Source organism: Streptomyces sp. NPDC012508 (assembly GCF_042902595.1).
GTDB lineage: Bacteria > Actinomycetota > Actinomycetes > Streptomycetales > Streptomycetaceae > Streptomyces.
Genome location: NZ_JBIBEO010000002.1, coordinates 455,283 through 470,064, shown reverse-complemented (window position 1 = coordinate 470,064; position 14,782 = coordinate 455,283). Strand labels below are relative to the sequence as shown.

The window sequence follows — 14,782 nt, the reverse complement described above, 5'->3', positions numbered from 1 at the left end:
CATGGCCTCCCTCGGACCGCGCCGGCCGTCCCTGGCCGGCGCTCACCGCCGAGTCTGCGGAGCCGGACGTTGCAACCCCGTTGCGCCCGCCGACAGTTCGGCGTCCAGCGCCCGCAGCCGAGCCACCACCGGCGGACGCCCCGACGCCGGTACCACCTCCGACAGCGCACGCCACATCTCCACGTCGTCCCCGCCCCACGCGCTGTACGTCCAGTCCGCGAGGAGCGCCGGATCGCCCCGGTCCACCAACGCGGCCCGCAGCCCGTCCGCGAGCCGCTCACGCAGCCGTACGACCCCGGGGGCGCGTGAGACCGGCAGCAGCGGACCCGCGTAGTCGGCGAGCGCGGCCGACACCGCACCCGAGGCGAGGCGCCGGTCCACCGTGGCGAAGTCCGCGTCCACCGTCGCCGCCAGCCGGTACGGGCGGGACCGGAGCAGCTCCGGCCCGAGCAGCCCGCGCAGCCGGGACAGCTCGGCCCGCAGCGTGACCGGGGTGACCGACTCGTCCTCGTACAGCAGCGTCAGGAGCTCGTCGCCGCTCACCCCCTCCGGGCGATGGGCCAGGACGACCAGGATCTCGCTGTGCCGCCTGCTCAGCCGCAGCCGCCGGCCGGCCACGGTCAGCAGTGCCTCGTCCCGGCCGAGCGCCGCCAGCCGGACCCGGTCCGCGGCGCGCGCCGGCGCGAGCAGGGCCAACTGGGACTCCGCCGCCCGCGCCACCGCCTGGACGAACGCCAGACTGTGCGGATGCGCCAGCCCGTCCCCGCCGGTGATGTCCACCGCGCCGAGCAGCCGCCCGGTGTGGGGATCGTGTACGGGAGCGGCGGCGCAGGTCCACGCCTGCACCGGCCGCCGGAAGTGCTCCGCGCTGAACACCTGCACCGGGCGGTCCACGGCGATCGCGGTTCCGGGCGCGTTCGTCCCGGCCACCGACTCCGACCAGCGGGCCCCGGCGACGAAGTTCATCGCCCGCGCCCGCCGCAGCGTCCCCGGATGGCCCTCCACCCAGAGCATCCGGCCCGCCGCGTCGCAGACCGCCAGCAGATGTTCGCCGTCCGTCGCGTACGTGCCCATCAGCTCACGGATCACCGGCATCGCGGCCGACAGCGGATGCTCCTCGCGGTGCCCTGCCAGCTCGTCCTCGGCAAGCTCCACACAGGCCGCGCCGTCCGGGCTGACCCGGGCCCGCGCCGAGCGCCGCCACGACTCCGCCACCAGCGGCCGTACCGGGGGAAGGTGGACCTGGCCGCCGCTGGTGAACACCTCGTGCGCCCGCCGCAGCGCTCCGGCGTCCGGCTCCGCCGCCACCCACGCATCGCTCAACTCGGCCTCCCTGTCGAGGTCCCACGGTTGGTCGCCGACCCGATCCGACCCGATCCGCCCCGCCGGCAACTGCCGCCCGCGCGGCGAGGCCGTCCGGCCGCCGCCGTCCGGCCGCCGCCGTCCGGTCGCTCGGTCGTCGGTCCGGCTCGCCCCGTCGTCCGTTCCGTCCGTCCCGTCCGTCCGTCATCGTCGTGCGCGCGGAGGGCGGCGACAAGCTCCCCGGCACCTCCGCGTACGCGCCCTGTCCGGACACCGCCCCTGTGGGCTCGCGCGGCCTCACGTAGAGTAGGGCTCGGGCCGTGACTGGCGCTTGAGGTGGATCACCACCGGGGAGCGGTCCCGCCGGACCCCGCGCAGCCGCGCGAATCCGACGCTGCCGTGCGCCTGGGCGATCTCCCTGTCATCGACGACGCCCAGGAGTGGCCCATGTCCACCAGCACCGCTTCCCTCATGGACGGCACCGCGCTCGCCCGCCGTACGGTCGAGGAGACCGCCGCCCGTGCCGCCGAGATCACCCGCCGTACCGGCGTCACGCCCTGTCTCGCCACGGTGCTCGTCGGCGCGGACCCCGCCTCCGTCACGTACGTGAAGATGAAGCAGAACCGCTGCGCGAAGGCCGGAATCCGCTCCCAGCACGTGGAGCTGCCCGCCGAGACGACGACCGAGGAACTGGTCGCCGCGATCACCGCCCTCTCGCAGGACCCCGACGTCCACGGCATCCTGCTGCAGCACCCCGTCGGCCCGCACATCGACGAGCGTGCCGCCTTCGAGGCGATCGCGCCGGAGAAGGACGTCGACGGCGTCACCATGGCCTCCTTCGCCGCCATGGGCTTCGGCCTTCCCGGGTTCGTCTCCTGCACGCCCGGGGGCATCATGCGCCTGCTCGACGCGTACGACGTCGAGCTGAGCGGCAAGCGGGCCGTCGTCGTCGGCCGCTCCGCGATCCTGGGCAAGCCCGCCGGCCTGCTGCTGCTCGGCCGCGATGCCACCGTCACGTACTGCCACTCGCGCACCACGGAGCTCTCCTCGATCGTCCGCGAGGCCGACATCCTCGTGGCCGCCGTGGGCAAGCCGCGCTTCATCAAGGGTGAGGACATCAAGCCCGGTGCGGTCGTGATCGACGCGGGCTACAACCCGGGCAACGTCGGTGACGTCGACTTCGAGAGCGCGGCCGAGCGCGCCTCCCTCATCACGCCCGTACCGGGCGGAGTCGGCCCGATGACGATCGCCGTGCTCCTCGCGCAGACCGTCGAGGGTGCGGAGCGCCAGCTCGGCCTCTAGCGCATCGAGCGGTCCACGAACGGCCCGTACAGGTAAGGGAAGTGTCACAGTTCTGTGCGGGCCGTGCTTCAACTCGGCCGTAGGTCAAGTGCGTTGGGCGGGCGGCGGGTGACTCTGGTCGCCATGTCCCCGCTCATCGGCGAGTTGTCCTCGCCCCTTCGGTACTTCCTCGTGCCGCTCATCATCCTGATCGTGGCCGTCATGGTGACGGGCCGTCAGGGAGTCGAGAGCCGGCTGTCCGACACCCCTGCGGCCCGACCGACCGCGCCGGGTGACGTGACCGTCGAGGCCGCGCCTGCCGCGGGCGAGCGACTCGCGCCGCAGGGAGCGACGGCGGGTGACGACCTTGCGGCGGTCGGCTACCAGCACATCAAGCCGGGGGAGTGCTTCGACATCGACCGGGCGGAGCCCGGAACGGTCGTACGGCGCGACTGCGACCGGCCGCACCACGCCCAACTCGTCACCGTGGTACGGCTCGTCGGTGACCACCGCACCGACCGGGAGATACGGGACGCCGCAGCGGCCCTGTGCCGCGAGCCGCTGCGCCGCAAGGCCGCCGGGCAGCCGCACGGCACACGCTGGACCACCTTCGTCCAGTACCCGTACCGCTCCGGCTACCTCCTCGGCTCCGACACCGTGGCCTGCAGCCTCAGCGCGTACACCCGCCCCGGCACCACGGCCCGCCCGCTCACCGCACCCCTGCTGTGACCGTGCCCTCCGGTCACAGCAAGGGTGCCTTCCGGTCCGGCCGTCATTCCGCCCGTCACTCCTTCCGTCACTCCTCCCGTGCCGACAGCGCCGCGAGCGCGGCGGCGGGATCCAGGTCCGCTCGACCTGCCGGGACCCACTGGCCGCGCTCCTTGCGGAAGGGCCACCATCGGCCGTCCTCACCCAGACGCAGTTGCGCCTCGGCACCGACCACCGTCCAGCGTGCCGCCGCGGCCTGCCGCAGTACGGGCCGGTCGTCGTCCTCCCAGGCCTCCGTGAGCACCGCTTTCGCCCGGGCCAGCGCCTCCGGACCGGGCGTCCACTCCTCCTCCAGTACGGCGAGGGCGGCAGCGCCTCCGAACCGCCACGCGCGCGTGGCCACGTCCAGCTCCGCCCGACGCCGCCCGGACCCGTCGGCGAGACGAGCCGCGATCCACGGCGGGGGAGCCCCGGCGGCCAGCCGCACCGCATCCTGAGCGACCGTCAGAGCCGGATCCGCCGTGCTCGTGCCCGTGCTCGTGCCCGTGCCCGCGCCCGCCCGTTCGCGCCCCGGAGCGGCGAGCGCCTCGGCCAGCAACCGATGGGCCCGGGCCGCAGCGTCCGCCGCGAGGAACTCCAGGGCCGCCGGGTCGATCCCCGGCTCCGGCGCGGTCTCGGTGTCCAGGGACGGCGGCTCACCGGGCGTCGAGGGCAGCACGGGCGGAGCCGGCAGCGGGGGCAGGATGTCGCGTGCGGCGAAGGCCTCCTGGGCCGGTACGCCCGTCGGCGCCGACCCCTCGACGGCGGACTCCTCCGTCCCCGCCTGCGCCGCGCTGCGCTCCTGGAGCGCGTCCAGGACCGCCCGCTCACCGCGCCCCCGCATCAGCAGCAGCACGAAAGGATCCTCGTCGAGCAGCCGCGCCACCTGGTAGCAGAGCGCCGCCGTGTGCGGGCAGTGGTCCCACGCCTCGCAGCCGCACTCGGGATCCAGATCGCCGATGCCCGGCAGCAGTTCGAGCCCTGCCGCCGCCGCGTCCTCCACCAGATGCGGCGGCATCTCATGGTCGAGCAGGGCGGCGATATGGCCCGCGCTCTCGACCGCCAGGTCGAGCAGCCGGTCCCAGTCGTCCTCCGACAGCTCCTGCAGGAGCACATCGCTGCGGTACGAGGAGCCGTCACGGTCCTTGACGACCGCCGTGATCCGGCCGGGCCGTACCGACACCGCGCCCACCGCGCCCGCCCTCGCCTGCCGGCGCCCCCTCTTCAGCTGCTCGCCGTCGAGCGCCGTGTCCTCAAGTGCCTTCAGCCACGCCTGACCCCACCAGGTGCGGGCGAAGGCCGAGCCCCGGGCCGGCGGCAGCGCCGCGAAGGTCCGCTCGTCGTCGTGTGCGTACCCGCTCATCGTCCGTCCCCGTTCCCGTTACCGTCCGCGTCCTTGTCCCGGTCGCCGCCAGCGCCAGCGCCAGCGCCAGCGCCACCGCCGTCGCCGCGGAGACGGACCAGGTCCGCCAGCTCGGCGTCCGTGAGCTCGGTCAGTGCCGCCTCGCCCGCGCCGAGCACCGCGTCGGCCAGCGCCCGTTTGCGCAGCAGCATGTCGGCGATCCGGTCCTCGATCGTGCCCTCGGCGATCAGCCGGTGGACCTGCACCGGCTGCGTCTGCCCGATCCGGTACGCGCGGTCGGTGGCCTGGGCCTCGACGGCCGGGTTCCACCAGCGGTCGTAGTGCACGACATGCCCGGCCCGGGTCAGATTGAGCCCGGTGCCCGCCGCCTTCAAGGACAGCAGGAAGACCGGCACCTCACCGGCCTGGAAACGCGCGACCATCGCCTCCCGCTCGGCGACCGGGGTGCCCCCGTGCAGGAACTGCGTGCGTACGCCGCGCCCCGCCAGGTGCTGTTCGAGCAGCCGCGCCATCTGGACGTACTGGGTGAAGACCAGCACGCTCGCGTCCTCGGCGAGGATCGTGTCGAGGAGTTCGTCGAGGAGCTCCAGCTTGCCGGAACGGCCGTCGACGCGCGGCCGCTCCTCCTTCAGGTACTGGGCGGGGTGGTTGCAGATCTGCTTGAGCCCCGTCAGCAGCTTCACCACCAACCCGCGCCGCTCCATGCCGTCCGCCTCGGCGATCGCCGCGAGGTTCTCGCGCACCACCGCCTCGTACAGGCCCGCCTGCTCCTTGGTCAGGGAGACGGCCCGGTCGGTCTCGGTCTTCGGCGGCAGCTCGGGCGCGATGCCCGGGTCGGACTTGCGGCGACGGAGCAGGAAGGGGCGGATCAGCGCGGCCAGCCGTTCGGCCGCCGCAGGATCCTCGCCCGCCTCGACGGCGGCGGCGTAGCGGGAGCGGAACGTGCCGAGCCTGCCGAGGAGACCGGGTGTCGTCCAGTCGAGGATGGCCCACAGCTCGGAGAGGTTGTTCTCGACCGGGGTGCCGGAGAGGGCGACGCGCGCCTTGGCGCCGATGGTGCGGAGCTGCCTGGCGGTGGCCGAGTACGGGTTCTTGACGTGCTGGGCCTCGTCCGCGACGACCATTCCCCAGGTACGGGCGGCCAGTTGGCCGGTGTCCAGTCGCATCGTGCCGTACGTCGTGAGGACGAACTCGCCGTCGGCCAGGCCCTCCAGGCTGCGCGTCGGGCCGTGGAAGCGGCGCACCGGGGTGCCGGGCGCGAACTTCTCGATCTCCCGCTGCCAGTTGCCCATCAGCGAGGTGGGACAGACGACGAGGGTGGGCCCGGCGGCCGAAGGCTCGCTCTGCCGGTGAAGGTGGAGCGCGATGAGGGTGATGGTCTTGCCCAGACCCATGTCGTCGGCGAGACAGCCGCCGAGGCCGAGCGAGGTCATCCGGTGCAGCCAGTTGAGGCCGCGCAGCTGGTAGTCGCGGAGGGTCGCGGCGAGCGCGGCGGGCTGGGCGACCTCCTGCGGGCCGCCCTCCGGGTCGTCGATGCGCGCGCGCAACTGCTCCATCCAGCCGGTCGCCTGGACCTCGACCCGTCGGCCGTCGACCTCGGTCGTCCCCGTGAGTACGGCGCCGAGCGCGTCGACCGGGGTGACCTTGCGGTCCTTGGCGGCGCGGGCACGGTGTACCTCCGCCGGGTCGACGAGCACCCACTGGTCGCGCAGTCGGACGACCGGGCGGCCGGCCTCGGCGAGCTGGTCGAGCTCGGAGCGGGTGAGCTCCTGGTCGCCGATGGCGAACCGCCAGTTGAAGGCGAGCAGGGCGTCGGCGGAGAGGAAGGAGGGGAGCGCGGAGGAGCGCCGGCCGCAGGAGCCGGTGCCGTCCTCGTGGGTGTCGTCGGAGGTTGCCGTGGCCTCCGAGGTGTCCGCGGAGTTCTTGCTGCCCAGCGGTCCAGCCGTGTCCAGCTCTGTGTCGTCCGGCGGGCCGATGACGGCACGGGCGCTGAGCCGGTGGGCCAGGTCGCGCGGCCAGTGGATCTGGAGTCCCGTCGCGGCGAGCGCCCGGGCAGCCGGGCCGAGCAGCTCCGTGACCTCCTCGTCGGCCAGTTCGACGGCGTCCGGTACGGCCGCCGAGAGCAGAGGTGTCAGCGGCGCCCAGGCGCGGGCGGCGCGGCGCAGCGCGAGGAGGGCGTCCATCCGGGCCCGCGGTCCGAACGCCGTGCCCGCCGTGCCCGCCGGGCCCGACCCGGCCCAGACCTCCGCCGCGTCCGCGACGAGCGTCGGGTCGGCGACGCCGTGCATCTGGAGCACGGCCCGGAAGGCCGGGGCCTCCCGCTCGTTCAGCCCGGGCAGCTCCAGGCGCAGTGAGAGCCGTACGCCCGCGTCATGGCCGGCCGCCACGTCCGCGGCCCAGGCCCGCTGCCGGGCCAGCTCCTGCGGCTCGTCGGCCGCGAAGGCGGGCCCGCCGGCGGCGAGCGGGGCGGCCGGCGTGCGCGGCAGCCCGTCCACGACCGCGTCCACGAAGGCGCGCAGCAGCTCCTCGGGCTCGGGGAGGAACAGCGGCTCGGGCAGGGACAGTGGCTCTGCCTCGGGCGCCGGTCCGTCCCCGGCCAGCGGTACGGCATGGGCGGAGGGCGGCATCGACGCGGCGAGCGCCCGGAGTTCGGCGAGCTCCTCATGGCCCAGCGGTCCGGCCCGCCACGCGTCGCGATCGGTGGCCGTGAGGCCGGGCAGGAGCAGCCCCCGCGCCGCCAGGTGCAGCGCGAACAGGGTGGCGGCGCCCCAGAACGCGGTCGCGGGCGAGGCGCTGTCCGAGAACCGGGCACGCGTGAGGAGCGGCAGGGCGTCCCGTACGGGAAGCAGCGCGGCGGCGACGGACTGCGGTCGTACGTCGTCGCCCACCACGGTCAGCCGGCCCTCCGTCGCCGGCAGACCGTCGGTGGGCGGAGTCCCGTCGGGGGACCAGAAGGCGATACGGCTCGCTCGGGGCGGATCGGCGGGCAGGAAAACGGCGGAGCAGGGGGCGAGTTCATCGAGTCTCTGGAACGGCGACAACGCATTCCTCAAATTTGACTACTGGGGCCGAGCGGCCGAGGGTACAGGAAGCGACCGGGCGTCCGGGAGCGGAATCACCGTGACCTGGCTCACCTTCCGCGCCCTCCCGGACACTGCCGAGTGCGCGCTCCATCGCCGCGTGGATAGCAGGCGAGGCCCCCCGGACCCCTAAGGGTGGAGCCAGCCCCACCCCCGCCCCCGGGGAGGCCCCCTCGGGCCTCGGGGGGTGACGCCATGGCTGCGGAGGATCACCGATCCGTACGTTCGAGGGAGTCCGGGCGGTCCCCGCCCGGGCCATCGCCCACGGACACCGGAGACCGCCATGCCCCAGGCAACAGCAACGCTCACGGCGCCAGATCGGAGCGCCGCGGCCCGGCGTGACGCCGGACGCGGCGGCGCCAGCGAGTTCGCACCGCTGCTGCGGACCATCAAGGAGCAAGGACTCCTCGAGCGCAGGGCCGGCTGGTACGCGCGCGGCATGACGGTCAACTTCCTGGGCCTTGCCGCTGTCGTCGCGGGCCTGGTCCTGCTCGGCCCCTCCTGGTGGGCCCTCCTCCTCGCCGTCCCGCTCGCCCTGCTCTCCGCCCGCGTCGCCTTCGTCGGCCACGACGCCGGACACGCCCAGATCAGCGCGGACCGACGGCGGAACCGGCTGATCCAGCTCGTCCACGCCAACCTGCTCCTCGGCATGAGCCAGGAGTGGTGGAACGACAAGCACAACCGTCACCACGCGAACCCCAACCACCTCGACAAGGACCCGGACGTCGCGGCCGACATCCTCGTCTTCGCCCAGCACCAGACCACCGGCCGCGCGGGGTTCCGTGGCTGGCTCACCCGCCACCAGGCCTGGCTCTTCTTCCCGCTGACCACCCTGGAGGGCATCGCGCTGAAGGTGTACGGCTTCCAGGCCCTGTTCTCCAAGGACGGGCCCTACCGGACCCGGCGCGAGCGACTCGTCGAGGGCGCCCTGCTCCTCGCCCATGTCGTTCTCTACGCGACGCTCCTCCTGAGCACCCTCACCGTGGGCCAGGCGCTCGTCTTCGCCCTGATCCACCAGATGCTCCTCGGACTGCACCTGGGCATGGCCTTCGCCCCCAACCACAAGGGCATGGAGATGCCGGACGCCCACCCGGACGGCGACAGCTGGGGGCATCTGCGACGCCAGGTGCTCACCTCGCGCAACATCCGGGGCGGCTTCCTGACCGACTGGTTCCTCGGCGGACTGAACTACCAGATCGAGCACCACCTCTTCCCGAGCATGCCGCGGCCGCATCTTCGGCTCGCTCAGCCCGCCGTGCGTGCGCACTGTCGTACGGTGGGTATCCCCTACACAGAGACCGGTTTCGTCGAGTCCTACCGACAGGCGCTCGGACATCTGCACGAGGTCGGGGAGCCGCTGCGCTCGGCAGCGTGACAAGGAGGCGTCGGACATGTCGACACGGACGAAGATCGTGATCGGGGGAGTGGCCGTCGGCCTCCTCCTGTGGCCCCTCATCGGATTCTGGTTCTCCCTGCTGATCGTGCTCGGTGTCCCGGCCGTGGCGTACCTGGCCCTGGACCCGAGTCAGCGGCGCCGACTGCGCCGGATCTCCCGCAAGGAGCTCAACCGCTGAGGAGGTCCTCGGCGAGCCGCCACCACCCGCTGACCTGGACGTACGGCTGACGTACGCTCGATGGTGATCACGTACATGTGATCATCGGATCGGAGAAGGGGAGCTCCCGTCATGAGCAGCGCTACCGTCACGACGGTCAGCAGCAACGGCGTCTACTCGTTCACCAAGCCGAACCGCGACAGCATCACGCTGGTCGCCGGTCTCGGCGTGGAGGGAGATGTCCACGCGGGTGTCACGGTCAAGCACCGTTCCCGCGTGGCCAAGGACCCGACCGTGCCGAACCTGCGGCAGGTGCACCTGATCCACGCGGAACTCTTCGACGAGGTCGCGGGCGCCGGGTTCGAGGTCACCCCGGGCGCCCTCGGCGAGAACGTCACCACCCGGGGCCTCGACCTCCTCGGCCTGCCGACCGGTACCCGGCTGCACCTCGGAGCCGAAGCCGTCGTCGAGGTCACCGGGCTGCGCAACCCGTGTGCCCAGATCGACCACTACCGGCACGGGCTCCTCAAGCAGGTCCTCGGCCGGGACGAGAACGGAGAGCTCGTCCGCAAGGCCGGGATCATGAGCATCGTCCTGACCGGCGGCGAGGTGCGGCCCGGCGACCCGATCCGGGTCGAGCTGCCGGCCGAGCCGCACCGGCCCCTGGAGATGGTCTGAGCCAGGGGGCAGTCCGGCCTCGGCTCCGGGGATCCGTGATCCTCCCGACGACCTGTGAGCCTCCCTACGGGGTCTCCAGCGCGCAGGAGTTGACCACGTCACCGTCCGCCGGCCGCGCGATCGTGCGGTCCGCGGGCGGAGCCGTACCCTCCTCGACCCACTCCCGCAGCGCGGCGAACGCCGAGCGGTAGCAGGGCAGGATCGGCCGCAGCCGGTCCGGGTACGTGTCGTACAGCCCGTCCGTGTGCGTACCGTCCTGGACCGTGTAGTACCGGTGCTTCCCGGACCGCCCCCGTGCGTCGACCATCCCCGCGTACACGTCGGAGTCGGTCGCGATCGGCAGCAGCGTGTCCAGATCGCCGTGCAGGGTGATGAGCGGCTTCCCGATGCGCCCCGTCAGCGCGACCTCGGCGACCGCCCGGCGTACGGACGTGGGACGCGAGCCGTAGTCGTACGAGGCGTCGGATGCACACGGGGCGAGGATCTCCTCGACCGTCGAACCGGCCGTCGTTCCCGGGCACTCGGGGTCGTACGACGGATCGAACTCGGCCCGGAAGCTCTTCTGTGTCACGCCCCAGTAGGCCTTCTCGTGGTACGGCCACAGAAAGCGCGAGCCCGGCGCGAAACCGGCGTCGATCAGGTCCTCGTCGGAGGCCTTGCCGAGGGAGCGGGCGACGGTGACCGGGAGGCTCGTCAGCAGGTTGGGCCCGCGGGCCGTCCACAGGACGCCCTCCCAGTCGACGCCGCCGTCGTACAGCTCGGGACGGTTCTCCAGTTGCCAGCGGGTCAGATAGCCGCCGTTGGAGATGCCTGTCATGTACGTGTGCCGGGGCGCCCGCCCGTAGTGCTGCCGTACGGTCTTCTTCGCGGCCTTCGTCAGCTCGGTCACCCGCCTGTTCCACTCGGCGACCGCGTCACCCGGCTTGCGCCCGTCGGTGAAGAAGTCCGGCCCGGTGTTGCCCTTGTCGGTGGCGGCGTAGGCGAAGCCCTGGGCCAGGACGTGGTCGGAGATCAGGGCGTCGGTGGCGTACTGGCGCCGGGTGCCGGGCGCGCCGGTGACGACGAGCCCACCGTTCCAGTTCTCGGGGAGCCGGATGACGAACTGGGCGTCGTGGGACCAGCCGTGCGTGGCGTTGAGGCGGGAGCCGTCGGGGAAGTACCCGTCGATCTGGACACCGGGGACACCGGACGGATTCCGGGTCCCCTTCGCGGAGAGCCCGGCCTGGTCGGCCATGTCGGTGTACCGGGTGCCCGCCAGGCCCGCGGTCGTCAGATCGGCGAGACACGCCGTCTCCTGGTATGCGGCCCCGGGGACGTGGGGCCGGTGCGCGCCCACGCAGCCGGGCCGGCCGGGACCGGACTCGGCCCCTGCCGGCCCGGCGGGGCCGACGACGGTCAGCGCGGTCAGGAGTGCGGCGAGGAGCGGAACGCCTCGGAACAGGCGCGTGGACGGCATGGACGGCCTCCGATGGGACGACGGTAAGGGGGTGTGCCGCCACATCGTGCGGTCGTCCCTTTCCGTGCGGCCATGGTTCCGCGCCACACCTCGGGCCCGTCAGTCATGTGTGGGGTCGGCCCGGAGGGCCGGACCCGGGGAGGATCGGCCCTTGGGGTGTCGGCCCCGGGCGGATCAGGAGGGGCGCACCGCGATCGCGTCCAGGGCCTCCAGGAGCGCCGGCAGCTTGGGGCCGCGGGCCACGGGGAGGACCTCGCGCGGTTCGTCGTCCAGGAGGACGAAGGCCATGTCGTCGGTCCGCGCGACCATGGACCAGCCGGGTCCGTCGGCCCGGAGCATGCGCGCCTCACCCGTCGCGAAGCTCGACCGCACCCGGCCCACCGGCGGGGCGTCCTCCAGATAGCCGCGCAGGTCGGAGAGGGCACGACGTACGCCGTCGTACGGGTCGTGCGCCGGGTCGCCGGACGTTTCGGCTTCCGCACCCGTGCCGCCCGCACCCCCCACACCGTCCGCGCTTGCCGGCGCGCCGGCGTCGGCGGCTTCGTCGGTGCCTTCGGCCCCTGACGCGTCCTCGTCCATCTGGGCCCGCCAGGCCGCCCACTGCAGCGCCACCTCGTCGGCACCGAGCCTGCGCTGCGCCGGACCCCAGCCGTCCTCCTCGGGCGGGGACAGCGGGGCGCGGTCACCCTCCTCCGGGTCCGGGTCGTGCGGGGCCGGCAGGCCGGGCGCGGCCGTGGCCACGGCGAGCGGCCAGCCGGGGAGCGCCGCCACCACCGAACGCTCGTCGGGGGAGAGGTCGTACTCCATTCCGCAGTCCCAGGAGGCGATGGCCACGGCGACCAGCGACACGTCGTCGACGATCACGGTCCACCGGGCGCCCGTGCCGTCCTGGCCGAGCACCAGCCCGTACCCTCCGGCGTACGGCTCGATCTCCAGCGCCGCGCACGCCGCCGGGTAGTCGTCGCCCAGCACGCTCGGAAACTGCGCAGGCGTGAGCAGCACGGCGGTCAGCACATACAGCGCGTCGTCGTCGGCGGTAGCCACGGCAGCCTCCCCATCTGGTCGTCGGCGCACCTTAACCAGTGGGTAACCCGCGCGTCGAGAGTCTCCGGAAGGGAATGTGGCGGGGACGGGAGCCGGGAAGGTGCCGCGGCGCCCGTCCGTGCGGCTCAGGCCGGAGGCAGTCCGAGCAGCGACCGTGCCACGGTCTCGGGTGTCTCGTCCCGCTCCCGGGCCAGAGCGATCACCGCCCGGCAGGCGAGCTCGTTGATACCGAACGAGAGGGCCTCGGGGGAGACCCAGGTGACGGCCTCGTCGATCCGCTCCTGGTCGTCCTCCACGCATCCCGTGACGTACGTCGCCGCGGCTTCGAAGATGTTGTGCTGCCGTCGCACCGGGGCGGGTTCGCGTGGTGTGTCCGGTGCCCGTCGCGCGGTCGGCAGGAGGGCGTTGAACAGCGCTCGCACACGGGCCATGGCCTGCCGCCTTTCCCGGACACGGCTGCCCGGCATCTCCACGGTAGACAGGGAACTGCCGGGAAAGAAGGGTGCGTCGGGCGTCTCTACGCCGGAGCGATGTCGTCCGGTCGAACGGCGAGCACGAGATAACGATCGTCCTCGTCCACGTAACTGACCATCCGCCATCCGGAACCGGAAAGAAGCGGACGCAGGTTGGGTTCGGCGCGCAGGTCGTCGTCGGTGATCTGCCGGCCGTGGCGGGCGGCGAGCGCGGCCCGGCCGACGGGGTGGAAGAGGGCGAGCCGGCCGCCGGGGCGCACGACCCGGGCCAGTTCGCGCAGGTCGGCGGCGGGGTCGGCCAGGTGGGAGATGAGCCCGGCCCCGAACACGGCGTCGAGCGCCCCGTCCCGCAGTGGCAGCCGGGCGACATCGGTCAGGATCAGCTCCCCGGCCTTGTCGCGCCCGGCCCGTACCGCCTCTTCGAGCATCTCGGGGGTCAGATCCGCGCCGATGACGGTTCCCGCCGGGCCCACGGCCGCGCGGAGCGCGGTCAGCGCCCTGCCGGTTCCGCACCCCGCGTCGAGCACGGCGGCGCCGGGGCGCAGGCCGAGATCGGCGACCGCCGCGGCGTACGCGGGGCCGTCGTCCGGGAAGCGGGAGTCCCAGTCGGCGGCGCGTGAGCCGAAGAACTCTTGGACACGGGTGGGGTCATCGCTCATGCGTGCATGATGCCTCAGCCTCAGGGGTGAACGCCCTGTGTCCATGTTCGAGCGCGGCACGATCGTTCTGGAACATCTCTGCGTCATATTCCATCAGCTTTCGAAATGCGCCCCTGATGCGCCCCCTTGTCCGGTCTAGCGTCCCTGAGTCATGGGACACCTGGACCACGCCGCCTTCGGCTGGCTGACACCTGTGCTGTCGTACGCGATGGCCTGCATAGGCGCCGCCCTCGGGCTGCGCTGCACCGTACGGGCGCTCGACGCGACCGGCCGATCGCGACGCAACTGGCTGCTCACCGCCGCGTCCGCCATCGGCACCGGAATCTGGACGATGCACTTCGTCGCGATGCTCGGCTTCGGCGTCACCGGAACCGACATCCGCTACAACGTGCCGCTGACCATCCTGAGCCTGCTCATCGCCGTGGTGGTCGTCGGTGTCGGCGTCTTCGCCGTCGGCTACGGACGCCAACGGGCCGGCTCGCTCCTGATCGGCGGGCTGACGACCGGGATCGGCGTCGCGAGCATGCACTACATGGGCATGGCCGCCCTGCGCCTGCACGGACAGGTGACGTACGACCCGCTGCTGGTCGCGCTCTCCGTCGCCATCGCCGTCGTCGCCGCGACGGCCGCGCTGTGGGCCGCTCTCAACATCCACGCACCGGCCGCCGTGGCGCTCGCATCGCTGGTCATGGGAGCGGCCGTCAGCAGCATGCACTACACGGGCATGTTCGCCGTCGAGGTCGAGGTCGTCCCGTCGACGGCCGGGCTCCCCGGGGCCACCGCCATGCAGTTCATCTTCCCGCTCGCGGTGGGTCTCGGCTCCTATCTCTTCATCACCTCGGCCTTCGTGGCCCTCTCCCCTACCGCCAAGGAGCGCGCCGCGTACGCCTCGGCCGAGCGGCTCACCGAACCGGACGAGCGCGCGGTCGACGTGGCGCCTCCCGGCTTCCGCGGCGGCGGAAGGGGGGACGCCACGGAAGCAAGGACCGCGGGCCAGGGATCGCCCGGCGCCCCGCCGTCCTACGCGTACCGGGCAGGCCCGGTGGACACCGGCCCAGCACGGTCGTAGAGGACGCCCATCCCGCTCGGGGGCCGGGCCGTCGCCCCCCGCACGCGGCGCGCAGTCGGCGCACGGGGCCCACCGCG

General features: G+C 73.2%; 13 protein-coding genes. 6 read left to right on the top strand and 7 right to left on the bottom strand.

Going from position 1 to position 14,782, the window contains the following annotated elements:
- Positions 1 to 42 precede the first annotated feature (42 nt).
- Positions 43 to 1,323 carry a GAF domain-containing protein gene (locus ACFY8U_RS08185; protein ID WP_389567246.1) on the bottom strand — a complete coding sequence of 427 codons (1,281 nt, stop codon included), beginning with the start codon at positions 1,321 to 1,323 and terminating at the stop codon, positions 43 to 45.
- A 426-nt stretch (positions 1,324 to 1,749) separates the two neighbouring features.
- Here ACFY8U_RS08185 and ACFY8U_RS08180 point away from each other — a divergent pair, with 426 nt between their 5' ends.
- Both ACFY8U_RS08180 and ACFY8U_RS08175 read left to right on the top strand, forming a co-directional pair.
- Entirely contained in the window at positions 1,750 to 2,604 is an 855-nt protein-coding gene (locus tag ACFY8U_RS08180; protein WP_389567244.1) for a bifunctional 5,10-methylenetetrahydrofolate dehydrogenase/5,10-methenyltetrahydrofolate cyclohydrolase, read from the top strand.
- Between the two features lie 123 nt (positions 2,605 to 2,727).
- Positions 2,728 to 3,312, top strand: coding sequence for a hypothetical protein (locus ACFY8U_RS08175; RefSeq protein WP_389567242.1), 585 nt, complete (start codon positions 2,728 to 2,730; stop codon positions 3,310 to 3,312).
- A 67-nt stretch (positions 3,313 to 3,379) separates the two neighbouring features.
- On the opposite strand, the gene ACFY8U_RS08170 is transcribed toward ACFY8U_RS08175, so the two are convergent.
- Both ACFY8U_RS08170 and ACFY8U_RS08165 read right to left on the bottom strand, forming a co-directional pair.
- Positions 3,380 to 4,693: an SWF or SNF family helicase gene (locus ACFY8U_RS08170; RefSeq protein WP_389567239.1), complete on the bottom strand. Its 1,314-nt coding sequence runs from the start codon at positions 4,691 to 4,693 to the stop codon at positions 3,380 to 3,382.
- Complete coding sequence (locus ACFY8U_RS08165; RefSeq protein WP_389567236.1) at positions 4,690 to 7,734, bottom strand: DEAD/DEAH box helicase; 3,045 nt, start codon at positions 7,732 to 7,734, stop codon at positions 4,690 to 4,692. Before ACFY8U_RS08165 ends, ACFY8U_RS08170 begins: the two co-directional genes overlap by 4 nt.
- 322 nt (positions 7,735 to 8,056) lie before the next feature.
- Here ACFY8U_RS08165 and ACFY8U_RS08160 point away from each other — a divergent pair, with 322 nt between their 5' ends.
- From ACFY8U_RS08160 to ACFY8U_RS08150, 3 genes are all read left to right on the top strand, one after another.
- Entirely contained in the window at positions 8,057 to 9,148 is a 1,092-nt protein-coding gene (locus tag ACFY8U_RS08160) for a fatty acid desaturase family protein (RefSeq protein ID WP_389567233.1), read from the top strand.
- Between the two features lie 16 nt (positions 9,149 to 9,164).
- Complete coding sequence (locus ACFY8U_RS08155; protein WP_361444727.1) at positions 9,165 to 9,347, top strand: hypothetical protein; 183 nt, start codon at positions 9,165 to 9,167, stop codon at positions 9,345 to 9,347.
- Positions 9,348 to 9,458: 111 nt separating this feature from the next.
- Positions 9,459 to 10,004: an MOSC domain-containing protein gene (locus tag ACFY8U_RS08150; protein WP_389567230.1), complete on the top strand. Its 546-nt coding sequence runs from the start codon at positions 9,459 to 9,461 to the stop codon at positions 10,002 to 10,004.
- Between the two features lie 64 nt (positions 10,005 to 10,068).
- Here ACFY8U_RS08150 and ACFY8U_RS08145 read toward each other — a convergent pair whose 3' ends face one another.
- The 4 genes from ACFY8U_RS08145 to ACFY8U_RS08130 all read right to left on the bottom strand — a co-directional run bounded on the left by ACFY8U_RS08145 (position 10,069) and on the right by ACFY8U_RS08130 (position 13,636).
- Entirely contained in the window at positions 10,069 to 11,460 is a 1,392-nt protein-coding gene (locus ACFY8U_RS08145) for a tannase/feruloyl esterase family alpha/beta hydrolase (protein WP_389567227.1), read from the bottom strand.
- A gap of 174 nt (positions 11,461 to 11,634) precedes the next feature.
- A complete protein-coding gene (locus ACFY8U_RS08140) occupies positions 11,635 to 12,504 on the bottom strand; it encodes a hypothetical protein (protein ID WP_389567225.1) in 870 nt (289 codons plus the stop codon).
- A 125-nt stretch (positions 12,505 to 12,629) separates the two neighbouring features.
- Positions 12,630 to 12,935 carry a hypothetical protein gene (locus ACFY8U_RS08135; protein WP_389567222.1) on the bottom strand — a complete coding sequence of 102 codons (306 nt, stop codon included), beginning with the start codon at positions 12,933 to 12,935 and terminating at the stop codon, positions 12,630 to 12,632.
- 86 nt (positions 12,936 to 13,021) lie between these two features.
- Complete coding sequence (locus tag ACFY8U_RS08130) at positions 13,022 to 13,636, bottom strand: class I SAM-dependent methyltransferase (protein WP_389567219.1); 615 nt, start codon at positions 13,634 to 13,636, stop codon at positions 13,022 to 13,024.
- Between the two features lie 151 nt (positions 13,637 to 13,787).
- Between ACFY8U_RS08130 and ACFY8U_RS08125 the strand changes: the two genes are divergently transcribed.
- Positions 13,788 to 14,705: an MHYT domain-containing protein gene (locus tag ACFY8U_RS08125; protein WP_389567216.1), complete on the top strand. Its 918-nt coding sequence runs from the start codon at positions 13,788 to 13,790 to the stop codon at positions 14,703 to 14,705.
- Positions 14,706 to 14,782: the final 77 nt, after the last annotated feature.

Excerpts from the sequence above, each read along its gene's own strand:
- ACFY8U_RS08145 (WP_389567227.1), bottom strand. The coding sequence starts at position 11,460 with ATGCCGTCCACGCGCCTGTTCCGAGGCGTTCCGCTCCTCGCCGCACTC.
- ACFY8U_RS08175 (WP_389567242.1), top strand. The coding sequence starts at position 2,728 with ATGTCCCCGCTCATCGGCGAGTTGTCCTCGCCCCTTCGGTACTTCCTC.
- ACFY8U_RS08180 (WP_389567244.1), top strand. The coding sequence starts at position 1,750 with ATGTCCACCAGCACCGCTTCCCTCATGGACGGCACCGCGCTCGCCCGC.
- ACFY8U_RS08125 (WP_389567216.1), top strand. The coding sequence starts at position 13,788 with ATGGGACACCTGGACCACGCCGCCTTCGGCTGGCTGACACCTGTGCTG.
- ACFY8U_RS08130 (WP_389567219.1), bottom strand. The coding sequence starts at position 13,636 with ATGAGCGATGACCCCACCCGTGTCCAAGAGTTCTTCGGCTCACGCGCC.
- ACFY8U_RS08150 (WP_389567230.1), top strand. The coding sequence starts at position 9,459 with ATGAGCAGCGCTACCGTCACGACGGTCAGCAGCAACGGCGTCTACTCG.
- ACFY8U_RS08135 (WP_389567222.1), bottom strand. The coding sequence starts at position 12,935 with ATGGCCCGTGTGCGAGCGCTGTTCAACGCCCTCCTGCCGACCGCGCGA.
- ACFY8U_RS08170 (WP_389567239.1), bottom strand. The coding sequence starts at position 4,693 with ATGAGCGGGTACGCACACGACGACGAGCGGACCTTCGCGGCGCTGCCG.
- ACFY8U_RS08155 (WP_361444727.1), top strand. The coding sequence starts at position 9,165 with ATGTCGACACGGACGAAGATCGTGATCGGGGGAGTGGCCGTCGGCCTC.
- ACFY8U_RS08160 (WP_389567233.1), top strand. The coding sequence starts at position 8,057 with ATGCCCCAGGCAACAGCAACGCTCACGGCGCCAGATCGGAGCGCCGCG.